This window comes from Desulfobaculum senezii, from assembly GCF_054657395.1.
Window position 1 is genome coordinate 1,555,297 of sequence record NZ_BAAHYU010000002.1, and the last position, 20,742, is coordinate 1,576,038.

Here is a 20,742-nt window from a genome sequence, read left to right on the forward strand (position 1 = left end):
GTCATGTTCAAGGACATCATTTTGGCGGTAACGCCTTCGGAGATTTGCGAGTGCGCCGCCGATGCAGCTATCGGCTTTGCCCAGCGCTTCGACGCGAAGCTCTACATGCTGCACGTCTGCGGCATGGCCCAGGGCTGGGGATCGGTGGAGCATCTGGTGCCGTCCGGCGAGGCAGACCGCATTAAGGGCAGCATTGAAGAGTACTACGCGGAAAAGCTGAAGAGCGTGCCCGAATGTCAGGTTCTGGTGACTCCGGGTATGCCGCATGCGGAGATTCTGCGCTCCGCGCGCAAGCATAATGCCGATCTCATCGTCATGGGTCCGCATACCAAGGACTACGCGGAAACGCGCTCCAAGATGTGGGGCATGGCGGGCAGCACTTTGGAAAAGGTCAGCCAGAAGGCCCGGTGCCCGGTGATGATCGTCACGCGCAGCACCCCCTATGGCGAGAACTCCTTCGGCAACATCGTGGTTGCGACGGACTTTTCCGAGCAGGCCGAATGCGCGGTGCACTACGGCGCCCAGCTGGCGCGCAACTACAAGGCCAGCCTCACCATTCTGCACGTTTTGGACGTGGACACCGCTACGGATGCACACATGCCCGCACAGACCGTCATCGAGCGCAAGACCGCCGAGGCGCTGGAACGCATGGACAAGGAATTCACGGAACGCCTCGCAGGTGTGCAGCACTTTGAATACCAGTGTTGGGAAGGCAAGCCCGCCATGGAGATTCTGAAGCTGGCGCGCCTGAAGAAGGCGGACCTTATCCTCATGGCGCACCACTCCAAGGAGCAGGACCCTGAGAAGGCCTTCCTTGGCTCCACGGTGGCTCAGGTGGCGCTCAACGCCTCCTGCCCGACCATGAGCATCAACCGCCACTTCGACCTGCGTTGCGGCATGATGTACGACCAGTCCGGACAGGTTGTGGACAGCAAGAAGACTGAAGGCGAAAGCGTGGGCGAAGGCTTGTGACAGCACGGACCGGCGCTGCGGCCCATGCTCCGGCGCCGGTCCCAATACGGGAGGCCATTATGGCAGAGACCGTCATCCTTTCTCCCGAACGGACCGGGACCTTCAAGGACAAGGTGAAGGCCATGCTGCCGGACGGCGGCAACCTTGATTTGTGTCTGACGTGTGGGCTGTGTTCCGCCGGGTGTCCCGCCACGGGGCTGGAGGATATGGACCCCCGCAAGTTCCTGCGCATGTGCGCCTACGGCATGGATGAGGAAGTGACCACCACGCCGTGGGTGTGGATGTGCACCATGTGCCAGCGGTGCGTCTATGCCTGCCCCATGAAAATCGACATCCCGCGCCTGGTGTACGAGGCGCGGGCAAGCTGGCCGCGTGAGGAGCGCCCCAAGGGCATACGCGGCTCGTGCGATGTGGCGCAGGGCACCGCCACCAACAGCGCCATGGGCGCATCCTCGGAGGACTTCCGCTTCGTCATCGAAGACGTGGCCGAAGAGGTGCGCGAAATGCAGGAGGCCTGCAAGGACATCATCGTCCCCATGAACAAGAAGGGCGCGAAGTACTTCATGAACCAAAACTCGCGTGAACCCATGACAGAACCGGACGAGATGGTGCCCCTGTGGAAGATTCTGAACATTGTGGGGGCGGACTGGACCTACGGCGACGTGGGCTGGGCCGCGGAAAATTATTGCATGTTCCTCGCCGATGACGCGGCGTGGGAAGCTGTCGTGCGCAACAAAGTCAAAGCAGTGGAGGAGCTTGGATGCCAGTATTGGCTCAACACCGAGTGAGGCCACGAAATGTACGCGGTCCGGGCCGGACTGCAAAAATTCGGCATTACGCCAAAGTTTGAGATTGAAAGCATCATCCGGTGCTACGCGCGCTGGATACGCGAAGGACGGCTGCCCGTGAGCTCTGCATGGAACGATGACCTCGGCATCACCTTCACATTGCAGGACCCCTGTCAGCTTATCCGGAAGTCCTTCGGCGACCCCGTCGCAGAGGACCTGCGCTTTGTCGTGAAAAGCGTGGTCGGGGAGAGAAACTTCATCGACATGGTCCCGAACAGAACCAACAACTACTGCTGCGGCGGAGGCGGCGGCTTCCTCCAGTCGGGCTTTACCGAGGCGCGGCGCGCTTACGGCAAGCGCAAGTTCGATCAGATAACCGCCACCGGAGCGAAATACTGCATTGCCCCGTGCCACAACTGTCACTCGCAGATTCATGATCTGTCCGAGTTCTACGAAGGGCACTTCCCGGTGGTACACCTGTGGACGCTCATCTGCCTGTCCATGGGCGTGCTGGGCGAGAACGAACGCACCTACCTTGGGGAAGATTTAGCCGAAGCCGGGCTGTAGCGGGTGCGGATGATGCATGGACGGTGGGCCGGAGCGTGGGGGCGCTTCGGCCCTTTTCTTGTGCGGGCAGTGCTTGGGGCTGGCTGGACGCTGCGGCGACATGTGGCGCTGCGGATGCTTGGAAAGGCCCCTTTATCGGGCCGTGTGGCGCGGTGGTCCTGCTTGGGCGGTGAATGACATCCGCGTGCATCCATTTGACTTTGCTTGGCGAAAAAGGGAAAAGAAGTGCACAATGCGGTAAAGCTCTTTGGCGGCGGATCGGCAATCATCCGGCACACGGCATACCTGCGGAGGCACTATGTATTTCCATAACGATGACGCAGAGCACAGCGCTTCGGAATCGGCCATGATTCACCGCCTGTGGACGGTTATCCGCGGCTGCGTCAAGGCGCTGGCCGTGCTGATGACGGCGGTTATCTTTTGGGGGATGCTGGACGTTATCTGGGTACTGTATGAGCGCATGACCACCCCGCCCATGCTCCTGCTCAACATCAACGACATCCTCGCCACGTTTGGCGCGTTTATGGCCGTGCTTATCGCCATTGAAATCTTCGCCAACATCATCGTGTATTTGGAATCGGAAATGATTCACCTGAAGCTGGTGCTGTCTACGGCGCTTATGGCTGCGGCCCGAAAGGTCATTGTGTTGGATTTTTCCGTGAACACGTTTCTTGAGGTGTTTTCCCTTGCCGGGGTTATACTGGCCCTGAGTGTTGGCTATTGGCTCATTTGCCACCGCAGCAAGTGCCTGCTGATGTCGTCCATGTCCAACACGGAGGAGAGCGCGGCTGTGTGCCCGCTTTTTCCGCGGAACGGCGAGAACGGCGGCAAGAAGGGCGACGCGGAGAAGGCCAAAGAGCACGCCAGCGCGCCCACGCCGCCGGAAAAGGGCGAAGCGTAGGCGATGCGTACTCGGCGAAGCGCGCCTTTGCGGCGCGTGGAGCCAAAGGGGGATGGAGTTGTGGGCAGAAGTGAACGGGTGGTTCTTGTGGCGGTCATCGCGTGGGGACTGGTTGCGGTCCTGTGCTGGAGTGCGCCCCGCGTGCACGCCGAGGACGCGACGTGCGAGGACGTCTACGCCATTTATAAAACGTGCTATGACGGCGGACGGCAGATGGACCAGAGTGGGTGCGATTATCTGGTGCAGGCCCTTGGTCCGCGCCTGATGGGCGAGGACGGCCTTTCCGGCTTTTCAGCGGCGCTGTCTGTCGCCATGTGCAAGCGCGGGTGCGAGGACGGAGCAAGCGGCAAAAAGGTCATGAGCATGCGGGAATTTCGGCGCGAGTTTTGTAGCGGCAAATTGAAGTGAACGCTGCGGTCCAGCACTGAGAAGAAGAGCGGGGCGCTTCGGCATATGGTCCGAAGCGCCCCGTTTTGCGCGCGAAAAAGCCCGCGGGGCGGATGCGCCGCGCGGCTGTTGGCGTTGACTGCGCCGTGGTGAGGGGGTGGGCGCTAGGAGTCGGCTGGCTTTTTGCGGCGGGCGCGGAAGAAGTCGCGCAGGGTCTGGCCGCATTCATCGGCAAGGATGCCATCCAGCACGGGGAAGTGGTGGTTGACGAAATCGAGGTTCGCGCCGTCCATGCGGGAGGTGACCGCGCCGGTTTTGGGGTCGTGCGCGCCAAACACCAGCCCGGCGATGCGGGCGTGGATAAACGCGCCGAGGCACATCAGGCACGGCTCCAGCGTAACGACAACGATGCAGTCGTTGAGGCGATAGTTCCCCAGCTTGTCCGCGGCAAGGCGCATGGCGCGCATCTCCGCGTGGGCGCTGGGGTCGTTTTGGCTGATGGGGGCGTTGGCGGCTTCGGCAAGGATGGAGCCGTCCGGACCAAGGACGACGGCGCCGACGGGGACCTCGCCACGCTCTGCGGCGCGGCGGGCCTGCTCAAGGGCACGGCGCATGACCTGCTCCCAGCTTTCCCACTGGCCGGGAAGCGCCGGGAACTCCATTGGCGTATTCATGATAACTGGCCTTGTTTGTTGTGTGAGAATTCACGCGAAAAGGTTTCCGGACGGACGCCACAAACTCGCCCACAGGACGATTTTCGTGCAGTGCCTGTGGCGTCCGTCTCGGAAATGGTACGGTCTTTTTTGGGGAAGTTAAAGGCTCTTGATGTACTTGACGGCGTTCTCCATGAGCACAGTGCCCAGGGTGGGGCGTGCGCCACGGGTCCACGCGGGGTGGTTCGTGGGGTGGTTAAACGCTTCGGGGTGCGGCATCAGACCAAGGATGCGGCCGGTGGGGTCCGTCAGTCCGGCAATGCCGCCCGGTGAGCCGTTGGGGTTGAAGGGATATTCCTGCGTCGGCTCGCCCGTTTCGGGGTGGGCGTAGCGCAGGGCGACAAGGTTTTCGCGCTCCAGGGCGTCCAGCACGGCGTCGTCTTTGGCAATGAGCTTGCCTTCGCCGTGGCGGATGGGCATTTCGAGCAGGTCGAGGTCCTTGGTAAACACGCAGGGGCTGTTTTTGTTCACCTTCAGGTGCACCCAGCGGTCCTCGAACTTTGCGGAATCATTGTGCGAGAGGGAAACCTGACGGTCGAAGTAGTTGCCGTCAACGGCAGGCAGAAGACCCAGCTTCACCAGCAGCTGAAAGCCGTTGCAGATGCCGAGGATAAGACCACCGGCAGTGAAGAAGGCCTTGAGCTGGTTGACGAGGGGATCGCCGTTTTCAGTGGTGGCATACTGCCAGCGCAGTGCGCCGGCCTGTGCGGCGCCGAGGTCGTCGCCATCCAGAAAGCCGCCGGGAAAGATCAGGAAGTTGTAGTCCTCAACCCGGCAGCGCCCGGCAATGAGGTCGGAGAAGTACACGGTTGAGACGCTGTCCGCGCCCGCCAACTCGGCCGCATGGGCCGATTCCTTATGACAGTTCGTACCGTTGCCGGTAATGACGAGGCTTCTGACCTCCGCCATAAATTCCTCCCGTTGTCTTGACACCGCCAAGGGCGTCGACTAGCGTATCCAAGGTCTGTGGGACCATAATGACACGTAAAGGTGTCGTCAACAGCGTAAAAAGACTGATTATGGACTCCCAATTATCGGGCACATATGTAGAGCTAGAGATTTTACGGCAGTAGTGCCTCGTATCGACCCGCCGGGATCAGAAAATGTTCCGGCGGGTTGATATTTGATGTATGTTCGCGGGGTACGGAGCACGTGCATAAACGTTTCGTGCGTCACTGCCGGAAGTATTTTTGATAACTCCCTTAAGTTCAAGACAAAAAAGAGGACAGGTCCGGCGAATGAAAACCAAGTTCATCTTTGTCACTGGTGGCGTATTGTCTTCCCTCGGCAAGGGGCTTTCCGCTGCCTCCATCGGCGCTTTGCTCAAGGCACGCGGGCTGACGTGCACCATTCAGAAGCTCGACCCTTACATCAACGTCGATCCTGGCACCATGAATCCCTTCCAGCACGGCGAGGTCTACGTCACCAATGACGGTGCTGAAACTGACCTCGATATGGGCCACTACGAGCGCTTCATCGACGTGCCCATGAGCCAGAGGAACAACTACACCTCCGGCAGCATCTATCACAAGGTCATCACCAAGGAACGCCGCGGCGATTACCTTGGCGGCACCGTGCAGGTGATTCCGCACATCACCGATGAAATCAAAAACGCCGTCCTGAGCCTGGCCAGCGACGACCTTGACGTTGCCCTCATTGAAATTGGCGGCACCGTCGGCGACATCGAGGGCCTGCCGTTCCTCGAAGCCATCCGCCAGCTGCGTATTGACCTTGGCAAGGAAAACTGCCTCTACATCCACCTGACGCTGGTTCCGTACCTTGCCGCCGCCGGTGAAGTGAAGACCAAGCCTACGCAGCACTCCGTTAAGGAACTCCGCTCCATCGGCATCCAGCCCGACATCATGATCTGCCGCAGCGAAGTGGCGCTGGACGAACACCTCAAGGGCAAAATCGCGCTGTTCTGTAACGTGGACCCCGACGCCGTGTTCTGTGCCCGCGACATCAACAATATCTACAAGCTGCCGCTGGCCTTCTACGAGGAAGGTATTGATCAGAAGATCGCCATCATGCTGCGCCTGCCCGCCAAAAATCCGGACCTCGCCCAGTGGTCCGGACTGGCCGAGAAGATTGACCACCCCAAGGGAGAGGTCACCATCGGCATCGTGGGCAAGTACGTGGACCTCAAGGAAGCCTACAAGAGCCTGCATGAGGCCCTCATCCACGGCGGTTTCGCCAACGATGTGACCGTGAACCTCACCTACATCAATTCCGAGGAAATCACGGACGAAAGCATCGCCAAAAAGAAGCTCAAGGGCCTGGACGGCATCCTCGTCCCCGGCGGCTTCGGCTCCCGCGGTGTGGAAGGCAAAATCAAGGCCATCCGCTACGCCCGTGAGAAGAAGATTCCGTTCTTCGGCATCTGTCTCGGCATGCAGTGCGCTGTTATCGAGTACGCCCGCAACGTTGCCGGCATCGACGCCGCCAACTCCGAGGAATTCGACCAGAACACGCCGGATCCGGTCATCTACCTGATGAAGGAGTGGTACGACTTCCAGCGCGGCCGCGTGGAGCGCCGCGACGAAAGCAGCAACAAGGGCGGCACCATGCGCCTTGGCGCGTACCCCTGCAAGCTCGTTCCGGGCACTTTTGCTGGCAAGGCCTACGCTGAGGAAAACATCAGCGAGCGCCATCGCCACCGCTTCGAATTCAACAACGATTATCTGGAAAAGCTCCAGAAGAGCGGCCTCGTCTTCTCCGGTACCTCTCCGGACGGCGAGCTGATGGAGATTGTGGAAGTTAAGGATCACCCGTGGTTCCTCGGCTGCCAGTTCCACCCGGAATTCCAGTCCAATCCCATGCGTCCCCATCCGCTGTTCAGGGACTTCATCAAGGCCGCCAAGGGCCAGAAAAAGGGCAAATAGCTCTTTGACCAGTCATTTACCGGACTCGCTCCCGCACGCCTTCGCCACCTGCGCGAAGGCGTGCGGTGCGCCGGTTGTAGCGGGGCCACTGCGCTGGGTGCCCCTTGCGGCACTCCTTCCGCCGCGCCCCGTCCTCCTTCCCCCGCAGAAAAGGGTATGCTTATGATGACTGCATCCGAACTCTACACGCATTCGTGCGCGCATCCGTTCCTCATCGCAGGGCCGTGCGCGCTGGAAGACCTCGATATCGCCCTGCAAGCGGGCAGGAAAGTGGCCGAAATCTCCAAGGACCTTGGGATTGCGGCCATTTTTAAAAGCTCTTTCGACAAGGCCAACCGCACCTCCGTCACCAGCTTCCGCGGTCCCGGCATGGAGCGCGGGCTGGAAATGCTGGCGCAGGTCAAGGCCGAGACGGGCCTGCCCGTCATCACCGACATCCACTCCCCGGAGCAGGCCGAAGCCGTGGCCGAGGTGGCGGATGTTCTGCAGATTCCCGCCTTCCTCTGCCGCCAGACCGACCTGCTGGTGGCCGCCGCCAAGACGGACAAAATCATCAACGTGAAGAAGGGCCAGTTCCTTGCCCCGTGGGACATGCGTTCCGTAGTGGAAAAGGTTCGCTCCACAGGCAATTCCAAGATTTGGCTCACCGAGCGTGGTGCCAGCTTTGGCTACAATAATCTGGTGGTGGACTTCCGTTCGCTGGCGATTATGCAGAGCCTTGGCTGCCCCGTGGTGTTCGATGCCACGCACTCGGTCCAGCTTCCGGGCGGGCAGGGCGGCTGCTCCGGTGGACAGCGCGAATACGTGCCCATGCTGGCGCGCGCCGCTGTTGCCGCTGGCGCAAACGGTGTGTTCCTTGAGACGCACCCCGACCCGGATTCCGCCCTGTGCGACGGACCCAACTCGTGGCCGCTGACAAAGCTGGACGCCCTTGTCCGCGACCTCGACAACCTATGGAAGCTGCCCCATGAGTGCTAAGCTGACTGCCGCCGCCAAGGAGCGCGCGAAGAACGTGCGCGTGCTGGTGCTGGACGTGGACGGCGTGCTGACCGACGGCGGTCTGTACTACGACGCATCCGGGCACGTCTCCAAGCGCTTCAACGTGCAGGACGGCCTTGGCGTGAAGCTGGCGCAGGGCGCAGGCCTTGTGGTGGCCGTCATTACGGGCCTCAAGTCCAAAGCCGTGGAAAAGCGCGTGCGCGAATTGGGCATCAAGGACTACTACGCGGGCCACACGGCCAAGATTCCGCTGCTCCAGAAGATTTGCGATACCCATGGCGTTACCATGGACGAGGTAGCCTACCTTGGTGATGATTGGGTGGACGCCGGGCCGCTGGCCAACGTGGGCCTGCCCATGGCCGTGGCCAACGCCCAGCCCGAAATTCACGACATGGCCGTGTGGGTCAGTGAGTGCCGGGGCGGCAACGGCGCAGTGCGCGACGCCATCCGCTTTATCCTTGATGCACAGGGCAAGCTGGACATCCTGTGGGCGGAGTGGAAACAGCGATGAACAGAGCGCGTATGCTCCTTGTCGCGGTGCTGGTCCTTGTGACCATGCTTGGCGGGGCCTATATCATTTGGCGCGGGAGCGGCGCATCTGTGGATGATGTGCCCATCACCGCCCCGCCTGTGGATATGGCCATGCAGGGCGTGGAACTCACCCGCAGCGCCGGTGACGGCTCCCTGTGGACCCTCAAGGCCGAGAGCGCCGACTACGAAAAGCAGGACGGCCGCATCACGGTTGAGGCTCCCGTCATCGACTGGACCAAGGAGGGCCGCGAGCCTGTGCATATCGTTGCCCCCAAGGGGCGCGTTGATCAGGCGACGGGTTCTGCGGAATTGTGGCCCGAAGTTGTCGTGACAAGTGGCGATACCACAGTGTATTCCAAGCGTCTGAACTATGACGGCGAGGCGCGGATTATCACACTCCGCGAGGATGTCCGCATTGTGCGCGAGGGCATGACCCTCCGCGCGCCGGAAGTCGTCTATGATCTTTCCACCAATGTCATCACCGCCACCGGGGGCGTGGAGTCCGTCATGGACGGCATGGCCGCCCCGGGCAGGGAGAAGTAGCCTTGAAGACGTTTGCACGCACCGCCGCACTCGCTCTTGCGGGTGTGCTCGTAGCGGCCTCGCTGGCCTTTGCCGCGGCCGCCGATACCGTACCGACCAAAATCACCTCTCAGAAAACCGTTTACGACGAAAGCGGCAAGACCGTCGTCTTTACGGGAGATGTGCTCGTCACCCGGCCGGATATGAAAATCTGGTCCGACAAGATGACAGTGCACCTCACCCCGTCCAATACGCCGGATACGCCCGGAACCATCCGGAAAATTGTCGCCACCGGCAACGTACGCCTGAAGCGCGAGGGCAAGACCGGCACCTGCCGCAAGGCTGTGTACACCGCCGAAGATGGTCTGCTGACCCTCACCGGCAAGCCCGTGCTCAAGGATGGCGAAAATAGCATCGCCGGCAAGATTATCCGCCTGTGGCTCAAGGATAACCGTAGCGAAGTGGAAAGCGGCGACGCACCCGTGGAAGCCATCTTCTTCACCCCGGCTGACGGGGGCGGCAAGTAGCATGAGTGTCCTTTCAGCCAATGATCTGTGCAAGATCTATGGGCAGCGCAAGGTTGTGCAGGATATCGCCGTCAATGTGGCGCAGGGCGAGGTTGTTGGTCTGCTTGGCCCTAATGGCGCGGGCAAGACCACCACGTTCTACATGCTGGCGGGCATCATCAAGCCCAACGGCGGCGCAGTGCACCTTGACGACGAGGCCATCACCATGCTGCCCCTGCACGAGCGCGCCCGCCTCGGCATGAGCTATCTGCCGCAGGAAAGCTCCATCTTCAAAAAGCTGTCCGTGCGGCAGAATCTGGAGATTATTCTGGAGCAGAGCGGGCTGGACAGCGCAGAGCAGAAGCGGCGCGCGGACCAGCTGCTGGACGAGCTTGGCATCACGCGCCTTGCGGACCAGAAGGCCATGCACCTCTCCGGCGGTGAGCGCAGGCGGCTCGAGATCGCCCGCGCGCTTATTCTGAATCCGAAATTCATGCTGCTGGATGAGCCTTTTGCGGGGATTGACCCCATCGCCGTGGATGACATACAAGGAATTGTACGCGGGCTGAAAGAGAAGGGCATTGGCGTGCTCATTTCCGACCATAACGTCCGCGAAACCCTGCGTATTTGCGACAGGGCCTACCTTGTCTACGAAGGCCGCATCATCCTGAGCGGCACTCCGGAAGAAATTTGTGCCGATCCTAAGGCTCGCCGGGTCTACCTTGGCGAGACGTTCTGCCTGTAACCTTCCGGAAATTCTATATAAATCCCTATATTCAAGAACCTTGCCAGTCTTGGTTGCAAGCTTGTTGTGAATGTGGCATGGTGCTTGTGCGGTCGGTAACGAAGTCCGCACAAGCACCATTTTTTTTAGATGCCGTAGGCACTGTCGCACTTCCGCCCCCTTTGACGGGGCAGCCTGATACGGAATCTGCAACGCCAACATTTCGCAAGAAGACATAAGCCAACATGGCACTTGAACTACGACAACAACTCAAGCTCTCTCAGCAACTGGTCATGACACCGCAGTTGCAGCAGGCCATCAAGCTGCTGCAGCTCTCCCGCGTGGAGTTGGTGGACATGGTCCAGCAGGAACTCCTCGAGAATCCCCTTCTGGAGGAGGCCGCCGTCGAGCCGTCGCAGGAGAAGGCCGAGGCCGAGCAGGACGCCCGGTCGGCAGAAGCCGTAGATAACGGCGAAGCCATGGCCGATGGCGTTGGCGATCAGGACGCGATGCAGGGCGCGGATTGGGAAAACTACCTCGGGGAGTTCTCTTCCACGGGGCGGCAGTCCTCGGCGCGTGAAGCGGAAATCCCGGAGGAGGGCTTGTCCTTTGAGGCCCGCCTTTCGTCCAAGCCATCGCTGGAAGGGCATCTGGAATGGCAGATCCGCCTCTCGGACATGACGCCGGAGCAGGTGAACATCGCAGAGGTCATCCTTGGCAACCTTGGCTCGCAGGGCTACCTGCAAAGCACCGTTGAGGAAATCGCCGAGGAAGCCAAGTGCTCCGTGGACGCCGTGGAGGAAACGCTGCACCGCGTCCAGCGCATGGACCCCGTGGGCGTTGCCGCCCGCGACCCGCGCGAGTGTCTGCTTGTGCAGCTGGAGGTCAACGGCTACGACGACCCCATCCTGCACTCCCTCGTCAGCGACCACCTGGAGGACCTTGAAAAGCGCCGCTACAAGCCGCTGGCGCGCAAGTTCCGCCTCACCCTTGAAGGCCTCAAGGAATACCTCGACTTTCTGCAAACCCTCGACCCCATGCCCGGTGCTGCCTTTGGCAGTGGCGAGGCGCAGTACGTCAGCCCGGATGTGCACGTCTACAAGTACGAGGATGACTTCGTCATCGTGCTCAATGACGACGGTTTGCCGCAGCTGACGGTCAATGATTTCTATCTTGATTCCGTGAAGGATGGGCGCGGCGCGCCGGAGAAGGAATACCTGCACGAGCGCCTGCGTTCCGCCCAGTGGCTGATGAAAAGCCTGTACCAGCGCCAGCGGACCCTCTATAAGGTTATGGAGAGTCTTGTGCGCTTCCAGCGTGGGTTCTTTGAGCATGGCGTGACCCGTCTGAAGCCCCTTATCCTCAAGGATGTGGCCGATGACATCGAGATGCACGAATCCACCATCAGCCGCATTACCACCAGCAAGTATGTGTCCACGCCCCATGGCGTGTTCGAGCTGAAATTTTTCTTCAACAGCGCCCTCGGTATGGACGACGGATCGCAGGTCGGCTCCGAGAGCGTGAAGGCACACATCAAGGAACTCATCGGAAAGGAAGATACCAAAAAGCCTCTTTCGGACGAGAAAATCGCCGAGATCCTCAAAGGGCGGCTTCAGGTCAACATCGCACGGCGAACTGTTGCCAAATATCGCAGCTCCCTCGGCATACCGTCCTCCTCCAAACGCAAGCAGGTCTTTTAGGAGGGGCGGAGCGGCGACAACACCCTTTATTTTCAGGCTGAATGCAAGTACACTTTCCTCTATGGTGAGTATTCGATCCAACCCCAGCAGTTAAGGAGGATCGTCGATGAACATCAGCTTGACCTTTAAGAATTTCGAGCCTTCGGACCATCTCAAGCAGTATGCCCGCAAGCGCTTTGAAAAGCTGATCAAGTACGCCGATACCGGCAATGCCGAGTTGCAGATCAACCTGAGTGTGGAGAAGTTTCGCCACATCGCGGAGGTCTCGCTTGCCGGGGACAATATGAACATGTCCGCCGTTGAGGAATCGGAAGACATGTACTCCTCCATCGACCTTGTGCTGGACAAGATGTCCGCACAGGTCCGCAAGATGCGTGAAAAGGACAAGGACCGCCGCCGCGCGCGCGATACCGTGCGCCAGGAGGACGTCGCCGCCCTTGGCGGATTCGACGCCGAGGACATGGACGCCGCATCCGGCCCTGTCATCGTGCAGGCCGACACCTACACGCCCAAGCCCATGATGGCCGACGAGGCCGCCATGCAGCTGGACACCTTCAAGTATGATTTCCTCGTGTTCCGCAACGCTGAAACCGAACGGGTCAATGTCATCTACCGCCGCAAGACCGGCGAGTACGGCCTCATTGATCCCGGGATGTACGAATGAAGCTCGGAGATTTTGTCGATAGCGATTTGATATTCCCTGAACTTTCGGCCAGAACCAAGTCTTCGGTTCTGGCCGAACTTGTGGCCGGGGCTGCGCAGCATGTGCAGGGCATTGACCCTGAACAGGCCAAGGACGTCCTGCTGGAACGGGAATCCCTCGGCACCACTGGAATCGGCGACGGCATCGCCATCCCCCACGGCAAGCTGGAGGGGCTGGACGACATCGTCGTCGTTGCCGCCAGAAGCCGCGAGGGCGTTGACTTTGATGCGCTGGATTTTAAGCCCTGCCACATCTTCTTCCTTGTGCTTGCGCCGGAAAAGGTGGCCGGGATGCACCTGCGCATCCTTGCCCACATCTCCCGTACCCTTAAGGATGAGAAGTTCCGCACGGCCTTCTTGGAGGCTGGCGATAAGGACGAACTGGTCCGCCTTATCAAGGGAGCCTAAGCATGGAACCTGTCGTGCCGGGAGCGGCCACCGAGCCGGATTTTCCCGTCATTATCCTCTCTGGTCTTTCCGGAGCGGGCAAATCCACTGCCCTGAAGGTTTTTGAGGACCTTGGCTTCGTCTCCGTGGACGGGTTGCCCCCGGATGTCATCCCCGAATTCGTGGACCTGTTTCGCCGTCAGAAAGAAGTGTACCACCGAGGATTGACCCTTGGGCTGGACGTGCGTCACTCGGACTTTACTGCCAAATGGGAACAGACACGGGGTATCCTTGCCGAAAGCGGCGTGGAGCCGCGCGTGGTGTTCATTGAGGCGGGAGAGAATGTCCTGCGCCGCAGGTATGCGGCCACCCGCCGTCCGCATCCGCTGGAGCAGGGCGTTGGGCTGGACCGCGCCCTTGTGGAGGAGCGCCGCCTGCTCGCCCCGGTGCGCGATTTGGCCGAGCTTGTCATCGACACCTCGGATTATTCCATCCACGACCTGCGCCGCACGTTGCAGGAGAAATGGAATTTCCTGCAGGACAAATGCTATGGCCTGCACGTGTATTTGGTGACCTTTGGCTTTAAGCACGGGGTGCCAACGGACGCGGACCTTGTCTTTGACCTGCGCTTTTTGCCGAATCCGTATTTTGAAAAGTCCCTGCGGAGCCTCACGGGCCGTGACAAGGCGGTTTCCGATTTTGTCCTGCGCTCGCCAGAGGGCGGGGAATATCTTGAGAAACAGCTTGATTTCCTGCACTATGTCCTGCCGTGCTACGCGCGGGAAGGGCGGTACAGGCTGACGGTTGCCATTGGGTGCACCGGCGGCAGGCACAGGTCCGTCGCCGTGGCCGAAGCCGTCTTTGACTCTCTGCGTCAGGCAGAGTATTCCGTATTTCTTGAGCACAGGCATCTCGACCTCGAATGAGGCGGGTGAAGGACGAAATTCCATTCGCGCCGTAAGTGGCGCGCTAGCGGGTATCATGAGCGAAAAGACAACCAAGACAGTCGGTGTGGTCATCGTCACCCACGCGGAGTACGGCGAGCATTTGCTGAATGCCGCCGAGGTCATCCTTGGCGAGCAGGAATACTGCGAAGCCATCGGTGTGGGCGTGGATCAGGAGATGGACGAAATTCTCCAGAACCTGCGCGAAGCCGTGGAGCGCGTCGATGCAGGCGCCGGCGTACTGATGCTGACCGACATGTTTGGTGGCACTCCCACCAACCTCAGCCTGTCCCTTATGGGCTCCGGGCCGCTGGAGGTCATCACCGGCGTGAATCTGCCCATGCTGCTCAAAGTGCTTGGTACCCGATCCATGAAACTGAAAAGCCTTGCCAGCGAAGCCGCAAGCGCCGGCTGTCAGGGTATTGTCGTCGCAGGCGAAATTCTGCGGCGCAAAGTCGCGGAAGGCTAAGATGTATTGGGTGCGCGTGGACAACAGACTGATCCATGGTCAGATTATCGAAACGTGGCTCCCCTTCACCAAGTCGCGCTGGATTGTCGTGGCGAATGACGACGTGGCCCACGACCCATTGCGGCAGGAAATTATGGGGCTTGCCATCCCACACGGGGTGGAGAAGTGTTTTGTGGACGTGGCGGGGCTCGCCGCGTTTATGCATGCCAAGTTCGGGCCGGACCCGGACCCCGATGTGTTGGTCCTCTTCGCCTCGTGCGAGGACGCCCGCCGCGCCCATGAAGATGGCCTCGGCTTTGGGGTGCTCAACCTTGGCAACCTGCACTACGGACCGGGCAAACAGCAACTGTGTGCCCACGTTTCCCTCTCCGAGGAAGACAACGACTGTCTTGGCTATTTCTCGTCCACCGGCGTGGAACTCGACTTCCGCTGCGTGCCGACGGAACCCGTGCATGTGAGACGAACATGGTAGGAACTCCGCTTGCGAGCATTGCCACGGTTGTGGCGGTCGGTTTTTTTTTGCCCTGAGCTCTCTCGGGCGTTTTGCCGTCACTGTCGGCATCATTGAACGCCCCATGGTGCAGGGCCTCATCTGGGGGCTTGTCACCGGCGATATGACCCTCGCCCTCAGTGTTTCCGCATTTTTTGAGCTGTTCTGGCTCGACCTCATCCCCGCAGGGACGTTTATACCTCCCAATGCCGCGGCGGCGAACCTTGCCGCGCTCACTTTGGTGCACTTTTTTGGCTTCACCACGCCCGCCGAGGTGGTGTTCCCATTGCTCTTCAGCTTGCCCCTTGGGTGGATAGCGGCGCGGGTGGAGTACCTGCACAGGAACTTCCAGAACGCCTCCTACAATAGCTTGCAGGCGCAGGTCGGCCTGAGCGCCAGCCCCAGCGACTACGCGCCGGGTCGCCTTGTCAGGCGCTCCATCATGCAGATGGGCGTCTTGTCGTTTGCGTTTTTTGAGGCCAGCGTTCTGGTGCTTATCGTCATCGTGAATTTCTTCCTGATGCGCGGCTTCCTGCATTTGCCCGCGGACGCTGTTACGTGGGGGCATTTGTGGATTGCCGCCTCCATTGGGCCACTGCTGTCCCTGCGCTCCGCCAAGGCTTATGCCCTTATCTTTGTCCTTGCCGGCGGCATTGCCGCGCTTGCGGCGCTGGGGACGTTTTAACCCCCAGACCAATTGCGGCAGAATTTCTGCGACCAACGGCCCGTATGAGTACCCTCATGCGGGCCGTTTTTGCGTCTGGCAGGAGAGAGCGGACAGGCGGGCGATTTCGAAAAACTCCGTTATGTCAATGGGTTGATTTTTGATTGTGGGCCCGATATCTGTCGGTTTATCGATATTTTTAAGCGGCGTGCTTTTCTTGTTCCTTTTTGCGCAAAGTTTTTGTAGGCTCAGAGCCGCCGGTTGGCGGGAAATGGTCCAAAAGGCCCGTGATTCCCATACATTTTTTTTGAGTGCGTAGGCTCTTGGCAGGACAAGACCTTTGTGCTATTTGGCACAAACTTACAGCGTCAACTTGCCTAAGCTTTCGCGCTAAATCCATTGTTAGGAGGATTTGTCAATGTTAGTTCTCGGTCACATGAATCCTGATACTGACTCCATCGTCGCCGCCATTGCCCTTGCCGACCTGCTCAGCAAGCGTGGCATGGAAGCCAAGCCCGTCGCTCAGGGCGAGGTTACCCCCGAATCCGCTTTCGTTCTGGAAAAGTTCGGTCTGACCGCTCCTGAGGTTGTGACCTCCGTGGCTGGCCAGAAGGTCGCCATCGTCGACACCACCGAGCTGACGCAGCTGCCCGCCGACATCGCCGAAGCGGAAGTCGTCGCCGTGGCCGACCACCACAAGCTGGGCGACCTGGCTACCCCGAATCCGCTGGAAATGTGGGTGTGGCCCGTTGGCTGTACCTGCACCGCACTCAAGGGCATGTACGACTACTACGGCATCGAGATCCCCAAGAGCATCGCTGGTGCCATGGTTTGCGCCATCCTGTCCGACACCGTTATGTTCAAGTCCGTCACCTGCACCGACGCCGACAAGAAGGCCGTTGAAGAAATGGCTCAGGCCGCCGGTATCTCCGACGTGACCGAACTCGGCATGGAAATGTTCAAGGTGAAGAGCGCCGTCGACGGTGCCCCCATGCGCGACCTCGTGTTCCGCGACTACAAGGACTTCGACATGGCCGGCAACGGCGTTGGCATCGGCCAGCTGGAAGTTGTGGACCTCGACATCCTTAAGCCCTACGTGGACGGCCTGTACGAAGAGATTCAGAAGGTCAAGGACGAGAAGGGCCATCACACCGTGATGCTCATGCTCACCGACATCATGAAAGAAGGCACCGAGATGCTCTTCGTGTCCGACGACAAGGAAGTCTTCAAGAAGGCTTTCGGCGTGGACGCTGGCGATCGTTCCTTCTGGCTGCAGGGCTGCATGTCCCGCAAGAAGCAGGTTGTTCCGGACTTCCAGGGCAAGGCTTTCGCCTAACCCAGTCCGTTCAGTCTGACTGAATAGAGCACGCATCAGACCCGGCAGGAATTTCCTGCCGGGTCTTTTGTTATGCCGTTATGTGGCCGATAGGTGGATGGTGTCAGCGTGTCGACACGTCTCGCTTGCAGTCTCTTCTGCGCAGGTTTGAATGTTACGCCCGCGTCTGAAGCCACGGTCTGTCTGCTTGCCGTGTCGCTCCCTACGTCGCGCCGAGCCTCGGGAAGGGCTGCTGTCTGCGGAAATTCACTGACGATCGTTGCGGGCTGGTATGGATCGTGCATTTATGTGAGGCAGAGCAGGAGAAATGTCAAAATTTTCTGGGAGGATGTTGAGAAGACCGTGTTCACTTTGGCGATATACGTTTTTCTGTAAAACGCCTCATAACAGAATGCGCCTCTTTTCCTGACTGATGCGCGGCTTACAGCACAGAGCGGTATGTAGACCAAAAACGCACTGCACACTTGAGACGCGTAGCGACATCAGACCTGATTTTCTGCACAACTGCGAGCACACTATTGGCACCACACTCTAGGAACCGCGACACGAACGAAGATAAACCGGGACGCACTCATGACTGCACACTATGATGTATCCATCGTGATACCAGTTTTCAATAAATGGAATCTGACGAAAGACTGCCTTGAGAGTATCGCCGCCGCGAACGAAGTCGTTCGCTACGAGGTCATTGTTGTTGATAATGGTTCGTCCGATGAAACCGTCAGCGCATGCGAGGTCTTGGGACGCCGGCTTTTTGGCGGAGCTTTCCGCTACGAGCGTAGCGAACGCAACCTCAATTTTGCCGCAGGCTGCAACCGCGGCGCATCGGTGGCAACAGGGCAGTACGTCCTTTTTTTGAACAATGACACCATCGTCACTCCCAACTGGCTTGGTCCGTTGGTCGCGCGGATGCAAAGCGACAGACGCCTCGGCGCAGTCGGCCCGCTCCTTATGCACCCGGACCGGGGGGTAGGCGATCGAATTCAACATGTTGGAGTTGGAGTTACTGGGCAGAAAAAATTGTTACACATTTTTCAGCATTGGCCTGTGTCCCATCATGTTGTTCACATGCGACGCGCTCTGCAGGCGGTTACTGCAGCAGCTATGATTATGCCAATTCGACTTTTTGAACACATTGGAGGATTTTGTGAGGAGTACCGTAACGGCTTTGAAGATGTTGATCTATGTGTTCGTGTCTCAAGGTCTGGTGCAAAAATGTGTTGTGAACCTAAAAGTCGGGTTTATCATCTTGAAGGGCAGTCTGCAGGTCGACACGACAATGAAAGTTATAATAGCGCGTTAGCAATTCGTCGGGCTATTCCATATATGTACCCTGATGCAGGTGACCTCGCCGAGCAAGCGGGATTCTCTTGGAGTGAAAATAGTCGCGGCAAATTCGTTGTTGAGCTCAGGAAAGAACAAAAAAAAGAAATTCAGTCATGTTTGGCCGAGTCTAAATCTGCAAATACGATTTATGGTCTGCTTATGGACTATCCATGTTGGTACGAGGGGTATTCCTTTCTTGCAAATCGTCTTATAGATTCGGGGCGATCTTTTGAAGCGTTGGATTGGTTGATTTTGCGACTTCGTCTAAACACAACCCAAGCGGTTTTGATTGAGGTTGCAAAAATATATGGCCGGCTTGGTTTAAAAGAGGCGGCGAAGGATCTGCTGGGAAATATAGAGCGACATAATGTCGCCGGTGGAGGTGGTTGTGTCCGATAGGCGTGCTCAATGTAAGCGACATGTTCATTCTTTGGGGCCTATTGAGGGTTTCAAGGTGTGTATTAAAATTAATGTTTATAATAAATGGGATCCTACTGAGGTTGAGCAAGAGATTGTTAATAAGGCGAGGGTCTTGAGTTATGTATTTTGGAAGCGTGGAGTGGAGTGTGTAATCCATTGCCGAAATGAGTGGGGGAAAATTGATTTAGACGTTGATTTGGTGATTTTGATTGGTGATTGCGGTGAATATAAGAGTAAACCCTACAATTTGAACATTTTATGGTGTCCTACTGTAGAGTACAGTACATCAAAAAGTGTAGATGCAGTCATATCAAATGATACAAAAAAGCAATTTGTATTAAAATGGAAAGAGGATATTGAAAATAAACGTTTGCTAAACGATACACCTGTTGTGCTTTCCGATGTTCGGAGTGGAATAGAAGAAGCCATTGGGTCCATGTTGCGGTATTTTGAAAAGCAATGTGAGTCAATAGTCGCGCATCGAAGAACGCTTCGAAAAGATTATTATAGTTATAAGAATAATGCACCGCTTGTTTCTGTCATTATGGCTACATATAATCGTCGTAGTAAACTTAGGCGGTCGATGCAGTCGGTACTGAATCAAAGTTATTCAAATATTGAATTGATAGTCGTTAGGGACGGTGGTGACCCCATTCATGATATTATATCAAGTTTTGATGATGAACGTATTGTTTTCGTTGATAACGAAAACAATTGTGGAAAGCCTAGCGCAATTAATTGTGGACAGCAGGTGAGTAAGGGAAGGTACATATGCTATTTGGATGATGATGATTTGTATTATCCATGGCATGTTGAGACTTTGGTTGGGGTTCTAGAAAATATTCCCGGTATTCAGTTCGCATATTCAAATGCAGTCAAGACAGATGTTATTATAGATGCACGTGGAGTAGAGAGTGTTTGCAATGAAGAGGTCGTTTTCCGACAGCAAACGTCTATGCATCGACTGCTAAAATCTAATGAGATCACGTGGCCTTCAGTGATACATAGTCGGGAGATATTTGAAACTGTAGGGGGGCTGGATGAGCGTTTAAGCGCTTTGGATGATTATGATTATTTTCGTAGAATTGCGGCATTATATTATCTATACCATGTCGATGTCGTCACTGCGAAGTACTTTTTGCGAAACATGCGAGGGCTATCAGGAGAAGGACAAATCACCAATATGTATACAGACGATCCTGTGAAGTATTTTTGGTGTGAAAAATTAATTAAAGAAAAGGAAGTTTGTATAGGCGGAGAGGCTTTTCTTGCCAACCATGAAGTTTTGGAAAGGAAAAAAGCTCAAGTAAAATATTATAAAGTAAAGGGTGATTTTTGTGTTGCCGCTAAGAATTATTACAGGGCTAGCGTCTGTTATGAGCAGGCATTGAAGTTGATGCCAAGCTTAGATGATATTGAATTACGGCTGGTCTCTGCTTTGATCGAACTAGGTGATTATAAAAAAGCATTGAAATATTTTAAAGAGAATGTCGATATAGCGAAAAATAGTAATATTGATTTGCTGATTATCATTGCTCAATGTGCTTTACAGGTAAGAGATGTAGAGTCCTATTTAAAATTGATCTTTCGAATTGATTGTTTACACATTAATGAGATTCAAAAACGGAAAATTTTACAGCTAAATAAACTTGCCAAGGCAATTATAAAACACAATGCTCAATTTGTAGGAGTTTGTTCTTATGAATAATATTGGGAATAATGTTCATAAAGTTTGTGCCGTTGGAATCGGAATGATTTGACCTACTAGGTTAGTCCTCAGACAGATTTTGGGGTACAGTCTCACGATGGAGG

The 20,742-nt window shown here is 57.2% G+C and carries 22 protein-coding genes; 20 read left to right on the forward strand and 2 right to left on the reverse strand.

All coding sequences use genetic code 11. From position 1 onward, the window contains the following. The first annotated feature begins 3 nt into the window (after positions 1 to 3). The 4 genes from ACYQ2T_RS07730 (at position 4) to ACYQ2T_RS07745 (ending at position 3,636) form a co-directional block, all read left to right on the forward strand. On the forward strand, positions 4 to 972 hold the full coding sequence (locus ACYQ2T_RS07730; RefSeq protein ID WP_459899771.1) for a universal stress protein: 969 nt from the start codon (positions 4 to 6) through the stop codon (positions 970 to 972). Between the two features lie 59 nt (positions 973 to 1,031). After that, positions 1,032 to 2,327, forward strand: a complete 1,296-nt coding sequence (locus tag ACYQ2T_RS07735; protein WP_459899773.1) for a (Fe-S)-binding protein — start codon at positions 1,032 to 1,034, stop codon at positions 2,325 to 2,327. Between the two features lie 298 nt (positions 2,328 to 2,625). Continuing rightward, positions 2,626 to 3,228: a phosphate-starvation-inducible PsiE family protein gene (locus ACYQ2T_RS07740; RefSeq protein WP_459899774.1), complete on the forward strand. Its 603-nt coding sequence runs from the start codon at positions 2,626 to 2,628 to the stop codon at positions 3,226 to 3,228. A 60-nt stretch (positions 3,229 to 3,288) separates the two neighbouring features. Continuing rightward, on the forward strand, positions 3,289 to 3,636 hold the full coding sequence (locus ACYQ2T_RS07745; protein ID WP_459899776.1) for a hypothetical protein: 348 nt from the start codon (positions 3,289 to 3,291) through the stop codon (positions 3,634 to 3,636). Positions 3,637 to 3,779: 143 nt separating this feature from the next. Here the strand turns inward: ACYQ2T_RS07745 and tadA are convergent, their stop codons facing one another. Together tadA and ACYQ2T_RS07755 are read right to left on the reverse strand one after the other, a co-directional pair. Next, positions 3,780 to 4,289, reverse strand: coding sequence for a tRNA adenosine(34) deaminase TadA (gene tadA / locus ACYQ2T_RS07750; RefSeq protein WP_459899778.1), 510 nt, complete (start codon positions 4,287 to 4,289; stop codon positions 3,780 to 3,782). A gap of 138 nt (positions 4,290 to 4,427) precedes the next feature. Next, entirely contained in the window at positions 4,428 to 5,237 is an 810-nt protein-coding gene (locus tag ACYQ2T_RS07755) for a phosphoribosylformylglycinamidine synthase subunit PurQ (protein WP_459899780.1), read from the reverse strand. Positions 5,238 to 5,566: 329 nt separating this feature from the next. Here ACYQ2T_RS07755 and pyrG point away from each other — a divergent pair, with 329 nt between their 5' ends. The 16 genes from pyrG to ACYQ2T_RS07835 all read left to right on the forward strand — a co-directional run bounded on the left by pyrG (position 5,567) and on the right by ACYQ2T_RS07835 (position 20,638). Then, positions 5,567 to 7,210 carry a CTP synthase gene (gene pyrG, locus ACYQ2T_RS07760; RefSeq protein ID WP_404844870.1) on the forward strand — a complete coding sequence of 548 codons (1,644 nt, stop codon included), beginning with the start codon at positions 5,567 to 5,569 and terminating at the stop codon, positions 7,208 to 7,210. A gap of 165 nt (positions 7,211 to 7,375) precedes the next feature. Then, positions 7,376 to 8,188 carry a 3-deoxy-8-phosphooctulonate synthase gene (kdsA, locus tag ACYQ2T_RS07765; protein WP_404845217.1) on the forward strand — a complete coding sequence of 271 codons (813 nt, stop codon included), beginning with the start codon at positions 7,376 to 7,378 and terminating at the stop codon, positions 8,186 to 8,188. Further along, on the forward strand, positions 8,178 to 8,720 hold the full coding sequence (locus tag ACYQ2T_RS07770; RefSeq protein WP_404844871.1) for a KdsC family phosphatase: 543 nt from the start codon (positions 8,178 to 8,180) through the stop codon (positions 8,718 to 8,720). The genes kdsA and ACYQ2T_RS07770 overlap by 11 nt, the downstream gene beginning before the upstream one ends. Beyond that, a complete protein-coding gene (gene lptC / locus ACYQ2T_RS07775; protein WP_459899783.1) occupies positions 8,717 to 9,283 on the forward strand; it encodes an LPS export ABC transporter periplasmic protein LptC in 567 nt (188 codons plus the stop codon). The genes ACYQ2T_RS07770 and lptC overlap by 4 nt, the downstream gene beginning before the upstream one ends. Positions 9,284 to 9,285: 2 nt before the next feature. Then, entirely contained in the window at positions 9,286 to 9,789 is a 504-nt protein-coding gene (locus ACYQ2T_RS07780; RefSeq protein ID WP_459899785.1) for an LptA/OstA family protein, read from the forward strand. Between the two features lies 1 nt (position 9,790). Then, entirely contained in the window at positions 9,791 to 10,513 is a 723-nt protein-coding gene (gene lptB / locus ACYQ2T_RS07785) for an LPS export ABC transporter ATP-binding protein (RefSeq protein WP_459899787.1), read from the forward strand. 224 nt (positions 10,514 to 10,737) lie between these two features. Further along, complete coding sequence (gene rpoN, locus ACYQ2T_RS07790) at positions 10,738 to 12,192, forward strand: RNA polymerase factor sigma-54 (RefSeq protein ID WP_459899789.1); 1,455 nt, start codon at positions 10,738 to 10,740, stop codon at positions 12,190 to 12,192. A 106-nt stretch (positions 12,193 to 12,298) separates the two neighbouring features. After that, positions 12,299 to 12,856 carry a ribosome hibernation-promoting factor, HPF/YfiA family gene (hpf, locus tag ACYQ2T_RS07795; protein WP_459899791.1) on the forward strand — a complete coding sequence of 186 codons (558 nt, stop codon included), beginning with the start codon at positions 12,299 to 12,301 and terminating at the stop codon, positions 12,854 to 12,856. Then, the gene (locus ACYQ2T_RS07800) at positions 12,853 to 13,302 is read left to right on the forward strand and encodes a PTS sugar transporter subunit IIA (RefSeq protein WP_459899793.1); all 450 of its coding nucleotides are present in this window, start codon (positions 12,853 to 12,855) and stop codon (positions 13,300 to 13,302) included. The genes hpf and ACYQ2T_RS07800 overlap by 4 nt, the downstream gene beginning before the upstream one ends. Positions 13,303 to 13,304: 2 nt before the next feature. Continuing rightward, on the forward strand, positions 13,305 to 14,207 hold the full coding sequence (gene rapZ, locus ACYQ2T_RS07805) for an RNase adapter RapZ (protein WP_459899795.1): 903 nt from the start codon (positions 13,305 to 13,307) through the stop codon (positions 14,205 to 14,207). Between the two features lie 55 nt (positions 14,208 to 14,262). Beyond that, positions 14,263 to 14,694, forward strand: a complete 432-nt coding sequence (locus ACYQ2T_RS07810) for a PTS sugar transporter subunit IIA (RefSeq protein WP_459899797.1) — start codon at positions 14,263 to 14,265, stop codon at positions 14,692 to 14,694. Position 14,695: 1 nt separating this feature from the next. Then, positions 14,696 to 15,166, forward strand: a complete 471-nt coding sequence (locus ACYQ2T_RS07815) for a PTS sugar transporter subunit IIB (RefSeq protein ID WP_404844880.1) — start codon at positions 14,696 to 14,698, stop codon at positions 15,164 to 15,166. 88 nt (positions 15,167 to 15,254) lie between these two features. Continuing rightward, positions 15,255 to 15,869 carry a PTS sugar transporter subunit IIC gene (locus ACYQ2T_RS07820; RefSeq protein WP_487247227.1) on the forward strand — a complete coding sequence of 205 codons (615 nt, stop codon included), beginning with the start codon at positions 15,255 to 15,257 and terminating at the stop codon, positions 15,867 to 15,869. 391 nt (positions 15,870 to 16,260) lie between these two features. Next, positions 16,261 to 17,184 carry a manganese-dependent inorganic pyrophosphatase gene (locus tag ACYQ2T_RS07825; protein WP_404844881.1) on the forward strand — a complete coding sequence of 308 codons (924 nt, stop codon included), beginning with the start codon at positions 16,261 to 16,263 and terminating at the stop codon, positions 17,182 to 17,184. Positions 17,185 to 17,757: 573 nt separating this feature from the next. After that, a complete protein-coding gene (locus ACYQ2T_RS07830) occupies positions 17,758 to 18,909 on the forward strand; it encodes a glycosyltransferase family 2 protein (RefSeq protein WP_459899798.1) in 1,152 nt (383 codons plus the stop codon). Further along, the gene (locus ACYQ2T_RS07835; protein WP_459899800.1) at positions 18,899 to 20,638 is read left to right on the forward strand and encodes a glycosyltransferase; all 1,740 of its coding nucleotides are present in this window, start codon (positions 18,899 to 18,901) and stop codon (positions 20,636 to 20,638) included. The genes ACYQ2T_RS07830 and ACYQ2T_RS07835 overlap by 11 nt, the downstream gene beginning before the upstream one ends. Positions 20,639 to 20,742: the final 104 nt, after the last annotated feature.